Annotated in this window: 16 protein-coding genes; 9 read left to right on the top strand and 7 right to left on the bottom strand. The window is 64.2% G+C overall.

The window, feature by feature from the left end; all coding sequences use genetic code 11:
- Nucleotides 1-2424: S-layer family protein (locus JHD73_RS01205; RefSeq protein WP_199026840.1), on the bottom strand; the 2424-nt coding region annotated here is incomplete at its 3' end.
- A gap of 486 nt (nucleotides 2425-2910) precedes the next feature.
- Here JHD73_RS01205 and JHD73_RS01210 point away from each other — a divergent pair.
- From JHD73_RS01210 to JHD73_RS01230, 5 genes are all read left to right on the top strand, one after another.
- Entirely contained in the window at nucleotides 2911-3459 is a 549-nt protein-coding gene (locus tag JHD73_RS01210; protein ID WP_199026843.1) for a tail fiber protein, read from the top strand.
- A gap of 10 nt (nucleotides 3460-3469) precedes the next feature.
- Complete coding sequence (locus tag JHD73_RS01215) at nucleotides 3470-4006, top strand: phage tail protein (protein WP_199026846.1); 537 nt, start codon at nucleotides 3470-3472, stop codon at nucleotides 4004-4006.
- Between the two features lie 14 nt (nucleotides 4007-4020).
- Entirely contained in the window at nucleotides 4021-4536 is a 516-nt protein-coding gene (locus JHD73_RS01220; protein WP_199026849.1) for a phage tail protein, read from the top strand.
- A gap of 88 nt (nucleotides 4537-4624) precedes the next feature.
- Entirely contained in the window at nucleotides 4625-4927 is a 303-nt protein-coding gene (locus JHD73_RS01225) for a hypothetical protein (protein ID WP_199026852.1), read from the top strand.
- Between the two features lie 8 nt (nucleotides 4928-4935).
- Nucleotides 4936-5445 carry a GNAT family N-acetyltransferase gene (locus JHD73_RS01230; protein ID WP_199026855.1) on the top strand — a complete coding sequence of 170 codons (510 nt, stop codon included), beginning with the start codon at nucleotides 4936-4938 and terminating at the stop codon, nucleotides 5443-5445.
- A 119-nt stretch (nucleotides 5446-5564) separates the two neighbouring features.
- Here JHD73_RS01230 and JHD73_RS01235 read toward each other — a convergent pair whose 3' ends face one another.
- Nucleotides 5565-6524, bottom strand: a complete 960-nt coding sequence (locus JHD73_RS01235) for a GlxA family transcriptional regulator (RefSeq protein WP_199026859.1) — start codon at nucleotides 6522-6524, stop codon at nucleotides 5565-5567.
- A 109-nt stretch (nucleotides 6525-6633) separates the two neighbouring features.
- Here JHD73_RS01235 and JHD73_RS01240 point away from each other — a divergent pair, with 109 nt between their 5' ends.
- On the top strand, nucleotides 6634-6942 hold the full coding sequence (locus tag JHD73_RS01240; RefSeq protein ID WP_199026862.1) for a putative quinol monooxygenase: 309 nt from the start codon (nucleotides 6634-6636) through the stop codon (nucleotides 6940-6942).
- A 77-nt stretch (nucleotides 6943-7019) separates the two neighbouring features.
- Here the strand turns inward: JHD73_RS01240 and prpF are convergent, their stop codons facing one another.
- The 4 genes from prpF to prpB form a co-directional block, all read right to left on the bottom strand.
- Nucleotides 7020-8204: a 2-methylaconitate cis-trans isomerase PrpF gene (gene prpF / locus JHD73_RS01245; RefSeq protein ID WP_199026865.1), complete on the bottom strand. Its 1185-nt coding sequence runs from the start codon at nucleotides 8202-8204 to the stop codon at nucleotides 7020-7022.
- The gene (gene acnD / locus JHD73_RS01250) at nucleotides 8201-10798 is read right to left on the bottom strand and encodes a Fe/S-dependent 2-methylisocitrate dehydratase AcnD (RefSeq protein ID WP_199026868.1); all 2598 of its coding nucleotides are present in this window, start codon (nucleotides 10796-10798) and stop codon (nucleotides 8201-8203) included. The genes prpF and acnD overlap by 4 nt, the downstream gene beginning before the upstream one ends.
- A 273-nt stretch (nucleotides 10799-11071) precedes the next feature.
- Complete coding sequence (prpC, locus tag JHD73_RS01255) at nucleotides 11072-12241, bottom strand: 2-methylcitrate synthase (RefSeq protein WP_199026871.1); 1170 nt, start codon at nucleotides 12239-12241, stop codon at nucleotides 11072-11074.
- 37 nt (nucleotides 12242-12278) lie between these two features.
- Nucleotides 12279-13175 carry a methylisocitrate lyase gene (gene prpB, locus JHD73_RS01260; RefSeq protein ID WP_199026874.1) on the bottom strand — a complete coding sequence of 299 codons (897 nt, stop codon included), beginning with the start codon at nucleotides 13173-13175 and terminating at the stop codon, nucleotides 12279-12281.
- Between the two features lie 194 nt (nucleotides 13176-13369).
- On the opposite strand from prpB, the gene prpR reads away from it, so the two are divergent.
- A complete protein-coding gene (gene prpR / locus JHD73_RS01265) occupies nucleotides 13370-15322 on the top strand; it encodes a propionate catabolism operon regulatory protein PrpR (protein WP_199026878.1) in 1953 nt (650 codons plus the stop codon).
- Nucleotides 15323-15348: 26 nt separating this feature from the next.
- Here the strand turns inward: prpR and JHD73_RS01270 are convergent, their stop codons facing one another.
- Nucleotides 15349-15918 (bottom strand): isochorismatase family cysteine hydrolase, encoded by a 570-nt coding sequence (locus tag JHD73_RS01270; protein ID WP_199026880.1) that lies wholly within the window; start codon nucleotides 15916-15918, stop codon nucleotides 15349-15351.
- A 229-nt stretch (nucleotides 15919-16147) separates the two neighbouring features.
- Between JHD73_RS01270 and JHD73_RS01275 the strand changes: the two genes are divergently transcribed.
- Together JHD73_RS01275 and JHD73_RS01280 are read left to right on the top strand one after the other, a co-directional pair.
- Nucleotides 16148-16579 (top strand): hypothetical protein, encoded by a 432-nt coding sequence (locus tag JHD73_RS01275; protein WP_199026883.1) that lies wholly within the window; start codon nucleotides 16148-16150, stop codon nucleotides 16577-16579.
- 264 nt (nucleotides 16580-16843) lie between these two features.
- Complete coding sequence (locus JHD73_RS01280) at nucleotides 16844-18376, top strand: FAD-dependent monooxygenase (RefSeq protein WP_199026886.1); 1533 nt, start codon at nucleotides 16844-16846, stop codon at nucleotides 18374-18376.
- Nucleotides 18377-18438: the final 62 nt, after the last annotated feature.

Here is an 18438-nt window from a genome sequence, read left to right on the forward strand (position 1 = left end):
CGTATAGGCGCGGCTGCCGGTGTATGGCGAACCCGTGCCGGCGCTGCTATCCGTGGCTGTCACGGTGAAGTTGAAGGTGCCGCCCGCCGTTGGCGTACCGGACAGCACGCCCCCCGTGGTCAAGGCCATGCCTGCCGGCAGCGAGCCCGACGTGATGACATAACCGTAGGGCGCCGTACCGCCGCTGGCCGTGATGGTCTGGCTATAGGCCGTGGCAATGGTGGCCCCGGGCAGCGTGGTCGGGCTCACCGCAATGGTAGGAACACTGACCGTCAGGCTGTACGCGCGCGCGCCGGTATAGCTGTTGGCATCGGTGGCCGTGATGGTGAAGTTGAACGTGCCGCCGGCCGTGGGCGTGCCCGACAAGCTGCCGCCGCTGGAGAGCGTCAGACCCGCGGGCAACGCGCCGCTCGTCACCGCATAGGTGTACGGCGCGGTGCCACCACTGGCCGAGACCGTCTGGCTGTAGGCCGCGCCGACCGTCGCTGCGCTCGGCGTGATGGGCGACACGCTGATGGTGGGAGCCGCGGTGGTCAGCGTGTACGTACCTGAGGTGGTGTACGGCCCCGTACCTGTGGAGCTGTCCGTACCGGTAATGGTGAAGTTGACGGTGCCCGTGCTGGTGGGCGTACCTGATAGCACGCCAGTGGTGCTGTTGAACGACACTCCCGTGGGCAGCGCGCCGGAGTTGACGCTGAGGCTGTAGTGGTAGGGCGCCGTACCGCCGCTGGTGCTGAACGTCTGGCTGTAAGCGACCCCAGCCGAGGCGCTGAGGCTGCCCGATGCCGGCGTGATCGACAACGTGGGCGCATTCACCGCAAACGAATACGCTCGACTCCCCGTGTACGGGCCTGCACCGCCGGAGCTGTCGGTAGCCGTTACCGTGAAATTGAATGCCCCACCTGCGGTGGGCGTGCCCGAGAGCACGCCACCCGAGCTCAGCGTCATGCCCGAAGGCAGCGAACCTGACGTGACTGCGTACGTGTACGACGCCGTACCGCCGCTGGCCGACACGGTCTGACTATAGGACGTGGCCACCGTTGCCATGGGCAGCGAAACAGGCGACACGCTGATCGTGGGCGCATTGATGGTTAGCGTGAGTGGGCCGCTGGTGGCCGAGAACGGACCGGTGCCGGTGCTGCTGTCGGTGGCGGTCACGGTGAAGTTGAACGTACCGCCTGCGGTGGGCGTACCGGAGAGGACACCGGTGCCGGGGTTCAGGGTCAGGCCTGCAGGTAGCGCGCCCGAGGCGAGCGTGTAGGTGTACGGCGCCGTGCCGCCGCTGGCGCTGGCCAGCGACTGGCTATAGGCCGTGCCCACCGTGCCGGCGGCGGGCGACGACGGTGCATAGGTAACCGTCGCATTCGATACGGTGACAGTGATCGTGGCTGGCGACGACGTGCCGCCCGCGTTGGTGGCCGTGTAGGCAAACGTATCGGTGCCCGAAAACGATGGGTTGGGCGTGTAGGTGAGGCTCAAGCCCGATGCGGTGACCGTGCCGTGGGTTGCTGGTGTAGAGACAGTCACGCTGGTCGGCGCGCCGCCGGTAATGCTCAGCGGAATCGCGTTGTTGGTACTGCCGTGCGCCACGGTGGCGCTGGTTGCACCAGTAATTGGCGGGGCAACGTAGGTGAACTGGTCGGCCGCGCTGGTAGCGCTGGTGCCACCAGTGGTGGTCACGGTCACGTCGACAACGCCGGCCGAGCCAGCGGGCGACGTCGCCGTGATCGATGTAGCGCTGTTGACGGTGAAGCCGGTGGCGTTGGTTGCGCCGAACTTGACGGACGTGACGCCCGTGAAGTTGGTGCCGGTGATGGTGACGGAGGTGCTGCCTGCGGTTGGGCCGGTGGTGGGCGAAATGCCGGTCACAGTGGGAGATTGCAGAGGCAGCGAGACGTTGATTGTCACGTTGCTCGTATAGGGGCCGATACACCCAGGTTGCGCGGCAGGGCACCCATAGAACGGGAACGTCCATGGCCCGGTCTTGCCGGCTGCCTGGATGAACACCAGAATGTCCTTCGGATAGTTGTTCAAGTTGACCGACATCGACGAGCCGTCTGCTGCGTTAACCTGACCCGTGTTACCACCCGAGTCTGAGTAGATACCGGCCTTCCCCGAGTCACAGCTAGCGTATTCGGCAGGAGTCAGTTCCCGCGTGTAGGTGTTACCCGACTGTTCCGACGCCTGCACAGTCCAGTTGATGGTGCAATCAGCCCATGCGGCAGATGCGACCGTCCACAGCACCATCGCCAGCATCAGTGCACGCAGCCAGCGCCACCAAGCAAGACGGTGCGAGTGGCCATGCTGCCGACTGGATTCACTGGCACTCAGCCATGCGCTCCCGTCTGCCCCCAGACGCTGGGCCATCGACCATCCGGCGACCCCATGCCGGCCATACGGGCTGCTTTGTGTCAGCACGCGCATTCTCCCTCGTCCCGCCCGCTGTATTGCAGGCTTTTCTCTTTAGCGTTCTGGGTAATCAGGCCTGACTGCCATCAGGCACCCCTCGTAATGGGGGAATGGCGTGCGAATTCAAATATCTACAACCAATTGCATAATGCATAACTATGCAAATGATTAGGCATTAACCCTTAGAAATTCCCCGCGGATCAGCGAGGCCTTTTCCTTAATTTGACAGCCACACCGATGCCGACGCGATGCTAGGAAAAATCTCCCGTGCCGTCAATACAAACTTTCGGCTTAATCGTTATCCGACAATGGTTTTGGCGGGCTCATCTGCCTTGACATGGGAGCTTCATCGTATCGTTTGAAAATACTTTGCGGCATGTCTTGTTAGTACAACATACCCGTGTCGTAAATCAAATTGCAGTGTCGAGCCGGACAATGATAAAAATACCGGCCATCAAAAATTCAAAATCGTGGCAGTGCCACATCACGAGGGAGGGGGTTGTGGATCAATTTCTTGGCGAGATTCGCCTCTGTGCATTTTCTTTTCCACCAAGAGGATGGGCGCTCTGTAGCGGCGCGCTATTGCCGGTACAGCAGAACACTGCACTGTTCTCGCTGCTCGGCACCATGTACGGCGGTGATGGCATCCGCACCTTCGCACTACCGGACCTGCGCGGCCGTACCCCGCTGCACCGCGACCTTCAGAGCTACGTGCAGGGCGAGGAAGCCGGCTCGGAAACGGTCACGCTGAATGGGCAGCAACTGCCGGTGCACAACCACCAGTTCGTCGTATCGGCTTCATCAGCCACGTCGGTCAATGTCAGCTCGACGCAGGATCACTTGCTCGCCGCCAGCAACCTCTACAGCGCGACCGACCCGAATATCAAAGGCCCCGGCACGGTGCTGTACGGCACCCCCGGCACCCTGACCGCAATGTCGGGCGAAGCCTGCGGCTCCATCGGCGGCTCGCAGTCGCACGAAAACATGCAGCCCTCGCTGGTGCTGAACTACATCATCGCGCTGACCGGCATCTACCCGTCGCGCAGCTAGGAGTCCATTCATGGCAACACCATACATTGGCGAAATCCGTCTGTTCGCCGGCAACTTCGCGCCGGCAGGCTGGCTGCTGTGTCAGGGGCAGATCATCAGCATTGCTGACAACGAAACACTGTTCATGCTGCTGGGCACGACCTACGGCGGCAACGGCCAGACCACCTTCGGCCTGCCCAACATGCAGGGCAGGCTGCCGATTGGCCAGGGTCAGGGCCCCAATCTGACCAACCGTGTGATCGGCCAGTCGATCGGCGTCGACAGCGTAACGTTGACGATCAACCAGATTCCTGCCCACACCCACACCATCAGCGCCACCAGCGCGGCGGCTTCGACCGTCACGCCGGGTCCCGGCGTGCTTCTTGCGACGACACCCGACACGAAGGCCTTCTACGACGACGGCACGCCCAATCCGCCAGGCAAGGCCGCAATGGCCCCGCAAACGATCGGCACCGCAGGCAACAGCCAGCCGCACGCGAACCACATGCCGACGGCGTCCATCAACTACATCATCGCCACGGTGGGTATCTACCCGTCGCAGAGCTAAGCAAGGGGCACTCCATGTCTGATGCATTTACTGGCGAAATTCGCGTCTTCGGCTTCAACTTCCCACCCGCGAATTGGGCCGCCTGCGATGGCACGATCCTCCCGATTTCGCAGAACCCCAACCTGTTCTCGATCCTGGGTGCCACCTATGGTGGTGACGGCAGAACTACGTTCGCCTTGCCCGATCTGCGTGGTCGTGCCGCGATGGGGCCGGTTGGCGGAGCGTTAAACGCCCCACAGGGCTTCCCCACGGTAACACTGACGACCGCTGAAATGCCCATGCATACGCACACAGCGTATGCCGATGGCGGCCGCCCAGCCTCAACCACGGCGGCGGGCCATTTGGCCGCCCGTTTCCTGGTCGCCAACAATCAGGCGTACATCGTGAACAACCCGCTGCCAACGCTCACAATGCTGGCACCGCAAGCCGTCGGTTCCGCCGGTGGCAGTCTGCCGCACGACAACATGCAGCCGTACCTAGTGGCCAACTACTGCATCTGCCTGTCCGGCGTGTATCCGCCGCGCCCGTAAGCCGCGCTGCAATTGCGGACCGGCAGCGCACACCGTGCCGGTCCGTTTTTAGGTTCCCGATTTCCGCCTCTGTTTCTTCGCAGCCTCCATGACGATTTCCGCCGAGCTGTTCCAGCCGCATGTCGGCACCGCGTTCTCCGTGCTCCAGGAGCCGGGTCAAACGCCCAACCCCCAATTCACGCTGCGCCTGGACGAAGTGACCGCCGCACCCGCGGCACGCCCCGGCCAGCAAGCGTTCTCCCTGTTCTTCGCGGGCGATAGCTCGTTCACGCTGCAGCAGGGCACGTACTTCCTGCAGCACGACTCGCTGCCCGAACAGGCCATCTTCCTGGTGCCGATCGAGCGCAACGCTGAAGGCTTCCGCTACCAGGCTTGCTTCAACCTCGGCTGAGCCACCGCATGCCCGTCTTCCCTATCGAACGGCCCGGCACCACGCTGCGCCCGCTGACCAACGCAGACCAACCCTTCCTGCTGCACCTGTACGGCACCACGCGCGAAGCGGAACTGCAGGCGACCGGCTGGACGGATGCGCAAAAAGCGCACTTCGTGCAGATGCAGTTCGATGCGCAGCAACGCGCGTACTTTGCTTACCCCGATGCGGAGTTCTTCGTGATCGAGCAGGACGGCGCACTTGCGGGGCGCCTCTACCTGCAGCAGCGGGAAGAGGCGTTGCTGATCATCGATATTTCACTGGTGCCCCAACGCTGCGGTTTGGGGATCGGTAGCGCGGTGCTGTCTGCCGTGTTTGCGCAGGCACTTGCCGTGGGCAAACGGGTGCAGTTGCACGTGGAGCGCTTCAACCCTGCGTTGCGGCTGTATCAGCGGATGGGGTTTCGGCCGGTGGAGGACAAGGGCGTGTATCTGTTTCTGGAGTGGGGCGGGGCAACCGCTCCAGCAACGCCTGTATAGAATTCCCTTGTAAATGAACTGTTGTTCCGGATGTTCCGCTATCAGGTGCAGTGCCTCTGCACAGGACCGAGCCCGCACGCAGGTTGCAGCGCGCAGAGGCACCGGCCGTGCTGAGACCCTTACGCCGCACGCAGCTCGCGAATGCCTTTGCCCAAGCGCTTGCGCAACAGCGTGCGCAACGTCACGCCATCGGCATAGCCGACCTGCTCGGCAATCTGGTCGACGCTGTGCTTGCTGGTCTTGAGCAGATGCACCGCGCGCTCGACGCGCAAATCCTGGATGTAGGCGATGGGCGTCTTGCCGAGCACCTCGTTCAGCCGCCGCGATAGCGTGCGCTTGCTGGTGGCCAGCGCATCCGCCGCCGCGTCGAGCGTGATGGCGGTGTCGAGCCGCTCGCGCACCCAGCGGTCAAAGCGCTCGACCAGCGGATCGGCATGCGAGAGGTGGTCGGCAATCGCATAGGCTGATTGCGACGGCCGCGTGTCGAACACGAGGTAGCGCGCGACCAGCGCGGCCAGCTCCGGGCTGCTCTGGCGGATCACCCACAACGCCATGTCGATATGACTGAGTGCGGCGCCGGCCGTCAGCATCGTGCCGCTGGGCACGATGATGCGATGCGCGTCGAGCCGCACCTGCGGATAGCGCTGGCGGAACAGCGGCGTGAGCCACCATGTGGTGGTGGCGTCATGGCCGTCCAGCAGGCCGCTTTCTGCCAGCACGAATGTGCCAATGCATGCAGCCGCCATGCGCGCACCGCCTGCCGACCACGCGCGCAAAACGGGCAGCGCGTTCGTCACATCTTCACGGCCCAGCGCGGGCACCAGCACGTCGGGCATCTTGGCGCTGATGGCCGGCACGATCACCCAGTTTGGGGTGGCCGCATCGCCCACGCTGCACACGGGCACCTGCAGGCCCAGTCCGCTATGCACCTGCGGCCGCATGCCGACCACCGCCACCTCAAACGCAGGCACATCAATGCCGGCCATCCGCGCCAGTTCATTGGCCGTGGCAAAGGCATCGAGCACCGTGGCCAGCCCCGTATCGAACACACCTTCCAGCGCGAGCACCGCAATCCGCATGGCAGTATCGATATCAAAGTTGTCAATCGGGACAGTATTTTCCGTCACGACGGCTTTGTAAAGTCGGTCTGTCCGTGCAGACCCCCTGCGCGGCATCTGGAGACCCAAGATGATCAAGTACGCGTTGTTCGCCCGGCTGACTGCCAAGCCGGGCAAGGAGCAGGCTTTGGCTGACTTTCTGCAGGCCGGCCTGGAGATGGCCAATCAGGAAGCCACCACCCCGATCTGGTTTGCGTTGCGCATTGCGCCCAACGTGTTCGGCATTTTCGATGCCTTTACCAGCGAGCAGAACCGCCAGGCCCACCTGGACGGCCCGATTGCCAAGGCGCTCATGGCCAACGCGCCCGAGCTGCTGGCCTCGCCGCCCGAGATTGCACCGATTGAAGTGCTGGGCATGAAGAACACCGGCGCAAACTGAACGCCAGAAACGACAAAACCGCCGCTGCCGGTTTGTGCCCGGATGCGGCGGTTTGGGTTCGCGAAGCGTACGTACCCTTAGCCCGGCACGCGCACCCAGCCTTCCATCAACACGCGCGCGCTGCGGCTCATGATGGCCTTGGTGACGGTCCACTCGCCGTCGACCAGCTTGGCCTCGGCGCCTACGCGCAGCGTGCCGGACGGATGCCCGAAGCGCACCGCACCACGTTCGCCGCCACCGGCTGCCAGGTTGACCAGCGTGCCCGGAATGGCCGCAGCCGTGCCGATGGCCACTGCAGCCGTACCCATCATGGCGTGGTGCAGCTTGCCCATCGACATGGCACGCACCAGCAGGTCCACATCGCCCGTACCGACCTTCTTGCCGCTCGACGCCACGTAGTCCTTCGGCGGCGCCACAAACGCCACCTTGGGCGTGTGCTGGCGCGTGGCCGCTTCGTCGATGCGCTTGATGAGGCCCATGCGCACTGCGCCGTGCGCGCGGATGGTCTCGAACATCGCCAGCGCCTTTGCGTCGCTGTTGATGGCGTCCTGCAGCTCGGTGCCGGTGTAGCCGATGGACTCGGCGTTCACGAAGATGGTCGGGATACCGGCGTTGATCATCGTCGCCTTGAGCGTGCCCACGCCGGGCACGTCCAGGTCGTCGACGAGGTTGCCGGTGGGGAACATCGCGCCGCCGCCGTCGCCGTCTTCATCTGCTGCGGGGTCGAGGAATTCGAGCTGCACTTCCGCGGCCGGGAAGGTCACGCCATCCAGTTCAAAGTCGCCCGTCTCCTGCACCGCGCCGTTGGTGATGGGCACGTGCGCAATGATGGTCTTGCCGATGTTGGCCTGCCAGATGCGCACGATGGCGGTGCCGTTCTGCGGCACACGGCTCGCATCGACCAGGCCGTTGCTGATGGCGAACGGGCCGACAGCGGCGGACAGGTTGCCGCAGTTGCCCGACCAGTCCACAAACGGCTTGTCGATGGAGACCTGACCGAACAGGTAATCCACGTCATGGTCCGGCCGCGTGCTCTTGGCGAGGATCACCGTCTTGCTGGTGCTGGATGTGGCGCCGCCCATGCCGTCGATCTGCTTGCCGTACGGATCGGGGCTGCCAATCACGCGCATCAGCAGGGCATCGCGCGCCGGGCCGGGCTCCTGCGCGGCCAGCGGCAGGTCTTGCAGACGGAAGAACACGCCCTTGCTGGTGCCGCCACGCATATACGTGGCGGGAATCTTCACTTGGGCTGGATGGCTCATGCTGCCTCCTTGTTCGATTCCAGGAAGTCCTGCGCAAAGCGCTGCAGCACACCGCCGGCTTCGTAGATCGAGACTTCCTCATCGCTGTCCAGGCGGCACGTGACGGGCACTTCCACGCGTTCGCCGTTCTTGCGGTGGATCACGAGCGTGAGATCCGCACGCGGCTGGCGCGCCCCGATCACGTCAAAGGTTTCGGTGCCGTCGATGCCCAGGGTCAGGCGCGTGGTACCCGGCTTGAACTCCAACGGCAGCACGCCCATGCCGATCAGGTTGGTGCGGTGAATGCGCTCGAAGCCTTCGGCCACGATGGCCTCCACGCCGGCCAGTCGCACGCCTTTGGCGGCCCAGTCGCGCGAACTGCCCTGGCCGTAGTCGGCACCGGCAATCACGATCAGCGGCTGCTTGCGCTCCATGTAGGTCTCGATCGCTTCCCACATGCGCGTGACCTTGCCTTCGGGCTCGATGCGCGCCAGCGACCCCTTCTTCACCGCGCCATCCACCACAGCCATCTCGTTGATGAGCGTGGGGTTGGCAAACGTGGCGCGCTGCGCGGTCAGGTGGTCGCCGCGGTGCGTGGCGTACGAGTTGAAGTCTTCTTCCGGCAGCCCCATCTTGGCGAGGTATTCGCCGGCGGCGCTGCTCGCCAGAATGGCGTTGGACGGCGACAGGTGGTCGGTCGTGATGTTGTCGCCCAGAACAGCCAATGGGCGCAGGCCCTTGAGCGTGCGCTCGCCCGCCAGTGCGCCTTCCCAGTATGGCGGGCGGCGGATGTAGGTGCTCTGTGCGCGCCAGTCGTACAGCGGGCTCACCTTGGTGGTGTTTTCGCTACGCTGTTCGAACATTGGGATGTACACCTGGCGGAACTGCTCCGGCTTGACCGAGGCACGCACGATGGCGTCGATCTCTTCATCGCTGGGCCACAGGTCTTTCAACGTGATCGGCTTGCCGTTGGCATCCGTGCCGAAGCTGTCGCGCTCAATGTCAAAGCGCACCGTGCCGGCAATCGCATAGGCCACCACCAGCGGCGGCGAGGCGAGAAACGCCTGCTTGGCATACGGGTGGATGCGGCCGTCAAAGTTGCGGTTGCCCGACAGCACGGCGGTGGCGTACAGGTCGCGGTCGATGATCTCTTGCTGGATCTTCGGGTCCAGCGCGCCGCTCATGCCGTTGCACGTGGTGCAGGCAAACGCGACGATGCCGAAGCCGAGTTTCTCCAGCTCGGCCTTCAGCCCAGCCTCTTCCAGGTACAACTCAACCGCCTTGGACCCCGGCGCCAGGGAGCTCTTCACCCACGGCTTGCGCGTTAGGCCCAGGCGGTTGGCATTGCGCGCCAGCAGCGCGGCGGCAATCACGTTGCGCGGGTTGCTGGTGTTGGTGCAGCTCGTGATGGCGGCGATGATGACCGCGCCATCCGGCATCTGGCCCGGGGTTTCTTCCCACTTGCCGGCGATGCCCTTGGCGGCCAGGTCGGTCGTCGCCACACGTGCGTGCGGGTTGGACGGGCCGGCCATGTTGCGCACTACGCTCGACAGGTCAAAGCGCAGCACGCGTTCGTATTCAGCGTGCTTGAGCGTGTCGGACCACAGGCCTGCCGTCTTGGCGTAGGTCTCGACCAGCTTGATTTGCTCGTCGGTGCGACCGGTCAGGCGCAGGTAGTCGAGCGTGTTCTCGTCAATCGAGAACATCGCGGCCGTGGCGCCATACTCAGGGGCCATGTTGGAGATGGTGGCGCGGTCGCCCAGTGTCAGGCGGGAAGCGCCTTCCCCGTAGAACTCCAGATACGCGCCCACCACCTTCTGCTTGCGCAGGAACTCAGTGAGGGCCAGCACGATGTCGGTGGCGGTGATGCCGGACTGGCGTTGGCCCGTCAGCTCCACGCCGACGATGTCCGGCAGGCGCATCCACGAGGCGCGGCCCAGCATCACGTTCTCGGCTTCCAGGCCGCCCACGCCGATGGCGATCACGCCCAGCGCATCCACGTGCGGCGTGTGGCTGTCGGTGCCCACGCAGGTGTCGGGGTAGGCCACGCCGTCGTGTGCCTGGATGACGGGTGACATTTTCTCCAGATTGATCTGGTGCATGATGCCGTTGCCCGCCGGGATCACGTCGACATTCTTGAACGCGAGCTTGGTCCAGTCGATGAAGTGAAAGCGGTCTTCGTTGCGGCGGTCTTCAATGGCGCGGTTCTTGGCGAAGGCGTCGGGGTCGAAACCGCCGCATTCCACGGCCAGCGAGTGGTCGACGATCAACTGCACCGGCACGACCGGGTTGACCTTGGCGGGGTCACCGCCCTGGTCGGCAATGGCGTCGCGCAGGCCGGCGAGGTCCACCAGTGCAGTCTGGCCCAGGATGTCGTGGCAGACCACGCGGGCGGGGAACCACGGGAAGTCCAGGTCGCGCTTGCGTTCGATCAGTTGCTTGAGGGAATCGGTGAGCGTGGCCGGGTCGCAGCGGCGAACCAGATTCTCGGCCAGCACGCGGGAGGTGTAGGGGAGCTTGTCGTAGGCGCCCGGTTGAATGGCTTCTACGGCTTCTCTAGCGTCGAAGTAGTCGAGCTTTGTGCCGGGGAGGGGCTTTCGGTGTTCTGTATTCATGGTGTGGGTGCATCCCTTGTTTCATCCCCTGCCGGGGCTGACTCACTTTCTTTGTCTTGCCAAAGAAAGTAAGCAAAGAAAGGCGCGCCCGAGATGGCGAAAGCCTCCTTGAATTTTCATAACCGAGCGGAGACGGGGAAAACTCGCTTCGCTCAGACAGTTCCCCGTCTTGTTTCCGCTCGCTTACAAAAATTCAAGGCGCCATCTAGGGCAGGAACGTCAACGGCCAAACCGTCTTGGGGGCTGGCGTTGACGCTCCTTTCGCAGGCGCGTTTACGGGCGCTTGCTGATCGGCACGAACTTCAGGTCGTCCGGGCCGGTGTAGTTGGCGCTCGGGCGGATGATCTTGTTGTCGATGCGTTGCTCGATGATGTGCGCTGCCCAGCCCGACGTACGTGCGATCACGAACAGCGGTGTGAACATGGCCGTCGGCACGCCCATCATGTGATACGACACGGCGCTGAACCAGTCCAGGTTCGGGAACATCTTCTTGATGTCCCACATCACGGTTTCCAGGCGCTCGGCAATGTCGAACATCTTGGTGTTGGACGCTTCCTTCGACAGCTTGCGCGCGACTTCCTTGATGACCTTGTTGCGCGGGTCGGACACGGTGTACACCGGGTGGCCGAAGCCGATCACCACTTCCTTGGCTTCCACGCGGCGGCGGATGTCGGCTTCGGCTTCGTCCGGGGTGTCGTAGCGTTTCTGGATCTCGAAGGCGACTTCATTGGCGCCACCATGCTTCGGGCCACGCAGCGCACCGATGGCGCCGGTGATGGCCGAGTAGATGTCCGAGCCCGTGCCGGCAATCACGCGGCCGGTGAAGGTGGAGGCGTTGAATTCGTGCTCCGCATACAGGTTGAGCGACACGTGCATCGCGTCGACCCACGACTTGGACGGCTCCACGCCGTGCAGCAGATGGAGGAAGTGGCCGCCGATGGAGTCATCATCGGTTTCGACTTCAATGCGCTTGCCGTTGTGGCTGTAGTGGTACCAGTACAGCAGCATCGAGCCGAGACTCGCCATCAGGCGGTCGGCGATGTCGCGTGCACCGGGGGTGTTGTGGTCGTCCTTCTCGGGCAGCACGGTGCCGAGCACCGACACGCCGGTGCGCATCACGTCCATCGGGTGAGCGGAGGCGGGCACCCATTCCAGAGCAGCCTTCACGTTGGCGGGCAGGCCGCGCAGGGCCTTCAGCTTGGCCTTGTACGCAGCCAGTTCGGCCTTGTTGGGCAGCTTGCCGTGCACCAGCAGGTGTGCGACTTCTTCAAACTCGCACGCGCCGGCCAGGTCGAGGATGTCGTAGCCACGGTAGTGCAGGTCATTGCCGGTGCGGCCGACGGTACATAGCGCGGTGTTGCCGGCGGTCACGCCCGACAGGGCCACGGATTTCTTCGGCTTGAAGGCGCCAGCGTTCGGGGTGCTGTTGTCTGCTTCGCTCATGGTGAGGTCTCCTTGGATGCGTTGAATCTTGTGGGCGTTACTTTTGGGCGGCAAACAGCGCGTCGAGCTTGTCTTCGTACGCGTGATAGCCGAGGTATTGGTACAGGTCGGCGCGCGATTGCATGGTCTCCACCGCCGCCTTCTGCGTGCCGTCGCGCAGCACGGTTTGATAGAAGTTGAGTGCCGCGGCGTTCATGGCGCGGTACGCACCGCAGCAGTAGAGCGCGATGTCCACATTGGCGCTGCGCAGCTCGTCGAGGGTGAACAGCGGCGTGCTGCCGAATTCGGTCAGGTTGGCCAGGATGGGCACCTTGACGGCGGCCTTGAAGCGGCGGTAGTCGTCCAGCGTCTTCATCGCCTCGGGGAAGATCATGTCCGCGCCGGCTTCCACGTAGGCCACGGCTCGCTCGATGGCAGCGTCCACTCCCTCGGAGGCAGCCGCATCCGTGCGGGCCATGATGACGAAGTTGTCGTCGGTGCGCGCATCCACGGCGGCCTTCACGCGGTCGACCATCTCTTCGGTGGGCACGACCTCCTTGCCGGGGCGATGGCCGCAGCGTTTCTGGCCGACCTGGTCTTCCATGTGCACGGCCGCCACGCCTGCCTTGATGAACGAGCGAACGGTGCGCGCGATGTTGAAGGCGCCGCCCCAGCCGGTGTCGATGTCGACCATCAGCGGCACCTGCACGGCATCGGTAATGCGGCGGGCGTCGATCAGCACGTCTTCCATCGTGCTGATGCCCAGGTCCGGAATGCCGAGCGAGTTGGCGGCGACGCCACCGCCCGACAGGTACACGGCCTTGAAGCCGGTTTGTTCGGCCATCTTGGCGGCGTAGGCGGTAATGGCACCCACCACCTGCAGCGGCTGGGACTCAGCCACCGCCTGGCGGAATTTGGCGCCGGCGCTGATGGGGTGTCGTTGGGTTGTGCTCATGTGGGCTCCAAAAAGAATGGCCCCTTACTGCAGGAAGTGGGCCATCCCGTTTGTCCTGCGTAACCCGTTGATTTTTATAGAAGTGACGTTGCCGCCCAGGCGCACATCATTTCAAAAATGAAATTTCTAATTTCAATGTGGAAATGCGCAGCGCATAATGACCGGACCGCCGTTTCTGCACCTCGCACTGCACCATGAACCCCATCCCCGCTGATCTTGCCGACCGCCCGCGCATCTGGGCCTGCGGCATCAGCCGCCTGAGCGACCTGTTCCTCGACATTGCTGCCGAGTACAACGACCGCGCCGAGCTGCGCGTCATCACGCGCGGCTTTGAAGACATCGTGCGCGAGATCGACGCTGCCGGTGCCGACCGCCCTGACGTGGTGGTCGCGGGTGGGTCCAATGGCGCCTATCTAAAGCCGCGTCTGTCGTTGCCCGTGGTCGTCATCAACCCCACCGGCTTTGACGTGATGCACGCGTTGGCCCGTGCGCGGCGTGATGCAGCGTCGGTCGCACTCGTCACCCACGGCGACACGCCGGATGAAGTGCGCCGCTTCGTCGCTGCCTATGGCATGGACGTGGTATTTGCCTCGTACACCTCGCGCCAGGGGGCAGAAAGCTGCGTGCTGGATCTGCGCGACCGGGGGGTGGGCGCGGTGGTCGGCCCTGGCTTGGTGACGGACCTGGCGGCGCAGGCGGGCATGAACGCGGTGTTCCTGTATTCGCGTGACTCCGTGCGCGCGGCGTTCGACACCGCGCTGGAAGTCGTGCAGGCCACCCGGCGCGAAGCGCAGCGCCGCCAGCGGCTCGACAACCTGCTGCAGCACTTGCGCGACGGCGTGGTCGCGCTGGACGCGCAAGGCCGTGTGGAGGCCATCAACCAGCGTCTTGCCACGGCGCTGGGCATTGATGCCAAGCAGGCTGTCGGCCAGCCGCTGCTCAACATCGCACCTAATCTGTTGGGGCTGCTGCCCGATACCGAGGGGGACACGCTGGGTACCGTGCAGGGCGTGAACTACGTCATCCATCGCGGCCCGCTTGCAAGTACAGGCGCGGGTGCCTCGGAAGGCACCGTGTTCACGTTCCAGGAGTCCCGCGCGGTCGAGCGGCTGGACCGTACGCTGCGTTCACGTCAGCGTCCGCAGCAGTTCAGCGCGCGCTACCGGCTGGATGATCTGGTGGGTGAATCCGCGCCCATCGAGCGCGTGCGCACGCTCGTGCAGCGTTACGCCAAGTCGGATGCCACCGTGCTCGTGCTGGGCGAATCCGGCACCGGCAAAGAGATGGTGGCGCAGGGCATGCATCAGCTCAGCGCGCGGCGCGACTTTCCGTTTGTAGCCATCAACTGCGGCGCCTTTCCTGAGGCACTTCTGGAGAGCGAACTGTTTGGCTATGAAGAGGGTGCCTTCACCGGTGCGCGCAAGGGCGGCAAGACCGGCCTGATCGAAGCCGCGCATCGCGGCACGCTGTTCCTCGATGAGATTGGCGAGATGCCGCTACCGCTGCAAAGCCGCCTGTTGCGTGTGCTGCAAGAGCGCGAGGTGGTGCGGCTGGGCTCTACCGAACCCACGCGTGTGGACATCCGCGTCGTGGCTGCCACGCACCGCGCGCTGACGGATGCGGTGGAGGCCGGTACCTTCCGCGCCGATCTTTACTACCGCCTGAACATTCTCAGCATCGCATTGCCCCCGCTGCGAGAGCGGCCTGACGACGTGATGCCCCTGGCCGCCGAGTTGCTGGTGCAAGCCGCACGCCGCGAGCCGCGCCTGCTGCTGCGCATTCCCGATACCGAAGTTGCCGCGCATGTGCTGGCCGACGTGACTGAGCCGCTGCGGCACTACCCTTGGGCGGGCAATGTGCGTGAGCTGCAGAGCGTGGTCGAGCGCATTGCGGTGGAGCTGGCCCATGCTGATGCCCCCGATGCCGGCACCATCACGCAAGACGTGTTGCGCCTGATTGCGCCGGAAGTGTTTGCCCACGGCGCGCGCGGCAAGCAGCCCGCGTTGACACTGCGTGAGCGCAGCCGGGGTGTGGAAGCGGAAGAGATTCGTGCCGCGCTGGCGGCGCATGGCGGAGACCGCGACGCCGTGTGCGCCGCGCTGGGCATCAGCAAGACAACGTTGTGGCGGCGGTTGCAGGCGGGGTAACTGAGTACCCCATCAGGATCGTTGCACTAGTCCAGCAAACGCAACGCATCCTCAAGCGACAGCACCGTGGTGCGCGACTCGAACGCCGTTGCAAAGAGATGGTCGTGCACGACCTGATCCGGGTCGTAACAGCAATCTTTGACGGTGAACAGACGGAAGTCCGCGTCGCTCGCGTGCGCAATGGACGACAGCATCACACCCGTCGACGCCACGCCCACCATGAGCAAGGTATTGACGCCCTGCGCGGAAAGCCGCACCTGCAGATCGGTGCCAAAGAACACGCTGGCGCGATGCGCGATGACGAGCGGTTCATCGGCTTGCTGGCCAAGCTCCGGCGAGATCCGGTCGTGGACGAACAGGCCAAGCTGCTTGACTCCCTGGCCGTTCTTGTTCAACGGACTGATTTCCGGATAGCCGGGGCTGAAGTGGAACTTGGCGAAATAGATGTGGATGCCCTTGGCCCGTGCCGCGTCGCACAGCGTGCGCGTGTTGGAGAGCAGCGTGGGCGCGACCGATGGAAACAACCCCATGATGTCGGTCTGGTAATGCATGACCAACAGCGCGGTTTGCGACGGAATGAGTGTCGAGGTCTGCATGGTCTCGGTGCCCGGGTTGGCAGTGGAGAGCGATGGCGGACTCTATCACGGCCATCGGACACAGACTTCAGGAAGCCAAACGCGGTGTCTTGCGTTGAATCAGTCAGCCCATACGCTGCCTGAGCGCGACACGGGGCCCTATGGTACGGTTGAGAAGTCTCGCCCATGCCTACCTATCAACGGTGGTGCCTGGGTCACATGAATGGGCTGTCGAGGAGAGTGACGCACCGTGAGTGATGCGAAACAGGACGCGCGGCGCACGCTTCAAACGGACAAAGCCGCCGTCAGCCGGGCTTTACGCCTGAGCGTGCCGCCAGAAGCCAGACCCGCGCCGGTGAGCCGGAAAGAGTGGCTGAAGCAAAGGAAAGCGCAGTTGCAGGCTGCCCGGGCGGCTGCCAAGCAACGGCGCGATCAACTCAAGGCAGAAATCCTGTCGGCCGCGCAGGATGTTGCCCGAGAAGAACGTGTGGCTGCCAAGCTGGAAGCCGATCGCTTGAAGGCAGAAGCCAAGGCTGCAAGCATTCACGCAAAGGAAGACGCCCGCGCCGCAGCCAAGTTCGAGCGCAGCAAGCCCGCTCGTTCCGCGTCAAAGCGCAAGACGCTGAGTGCTGGAAAACGGAAACTCGTTTCGTACGCCGATCTGCTGCGCATGCGCGGGTGATCGGGAGGATCGTCAGAAAAAACGATCCGCCCAGCATTGCAGGCTACGGGTTCCGACGTTACATTCACGCCAGTCGAAAAAGGCAGACTTGGTGTGGTCCAGCCCAAGTCCTTCCCTGAGCAAGATCCAGCGGAAGCTCTGTCCATGCCTCGTGCATGAGTCCCACGACGAACACTGACGCCACTCAGGCGTTGTTTTCTGTTCGTCCGCGTGGTTCTCAAGACATCGAACTGCTCCGGTCGAACGACCATCACGGTGTCGCTCATGCACGATCTACCCATCTACGACGTTGTCATTGCCGGCGCAGGGCCGGTTGGCCTGTTCCTCGCCTGCGAGCTGCGCCTCGCCCACCTTTCGGTGCTGGTGCTGGAGCAAGCCGAAGATCCCCATGCGCCCTTGAAGCAGTTGCCGTTTGGCATGCGCGGGTTGTCTTCTCCCACGCTTGAAGCCTTCCACCGCCGCGGCTTGCTGGATGACGTTGCCGCGCCGCAACGCGCAGCGGTGCCTCCCACGCATTGGATGCAGCAACCCTTGCGCGCTGGCGGCGCCGGCGGCCACTTTGCAGGCATCCAGTTTTTCCATGACAGGATCGACGCGTCGACATGGCTGTACCGCTTGCCAAGCCCGGCCGGCACCCACATGGCCAGCAACATGGCGCATATCGAATCCGTTCTGGCCGCGCGAGCCAACGTGCTGGGTGCGGAGATCCGTCGCGGCATAGGCGTGGATGACGTCGAGCAATCGGACGCAGGCGTGAGCGTTCGCGCCCGTGACCAGACCTTCCGTGGGCGTTGGCTTGTCGGGTGCGATGGTGGGCGCAGCACAGTGCGCAAGGCCGGCGGTTTTGAATTCGTTGGCACCGAACCCGAGTTCACCGGCTACTCCGTTGAGGTGGAACTGGCGCAGCCGCACGCGCTCGTCCCAGGGCGGCAGTACGCGCCCACGGGCATGTTCACGTATCAACCGCCGGGCACCATTGCCATGGTGGACTTTGACGGCGGCGCCTTCCATCGCGCCCAGCCGATCACGCTGGAGCATGTGCAGCGCGTGCTGCGCCATGTATCCGGCACCGCTGTCACCGTGACGGCGCTCAAGCAGGCAACGACCTGGACAGACCGCGCTTTCCAGGCAACGACGTATCGCAACGGGCGTGTGCTGCTCGCAGGGGATGCTGCGCACATTCACTCCCCGTTGGGCGGCCAGGGGCTGAACCTCGGGCTGGGCGACGCCATGAATCTCGGTTGGAAGCTTGCGGCAACCCTTCGCGGCGACGCGCCGGATGGTCTGCTCGACAGCTATGGCGCGGAACGGCATCCGGTGGGCGCACAGATCCTGGATTGGTCGCGCGCGCAGGTCGCACTCATGCGGCCGAGCCGCAGTACGCGCGCGCTTGCAGCCATCATTCGCGATCTCATCGAGACGCGCGATGGTGCAACCTACTTTGCCGAGCGCGTCTGGGGGCTGTCGCTGCGCTATGAGATGGGCGGCAGCGGTTGTGAGCATCCGTTGGTTGGCCGCAGCGCGCCCGACTTCGTACTCGCTGACGGCACCCGGCTCGGCGAGCGCCTGCGCAATGGCAAGGGGCTTCTGCTGGACTTTGACGCGCGCGCACCCCTGCAAGCGCTGGCTGGCCGCTGGCACGGCCGCTTCGCCTATGTCGCGAGCGATGCCCACAACAAGCTCGGCCTTGCCGCCGTGCTGGTGCGCCCGGACGGCATCGTCGCCTGGGCGGGAGTGGACACAGCCGACCAGGCGGCGTTGAAGCAAGCCGCATCGCAATGGTTTGGCGCGGCCTGACAACGCCAGGCTGCGAGGTGCCCGAGGCGGCCGTTGCCAGTGTTGCTTCCGGTGTCAACAGC

This window comes from Ralstonia sp. ASV6 (assembly GCF_016429285.1).
GTDB classification, from domain to species: Bacteria; Pseudomonadota; Gammaproteobacteria; order Burkholderiales; family Burkholderiaceae; genus Ralstonia; species Ralstonia flaminis.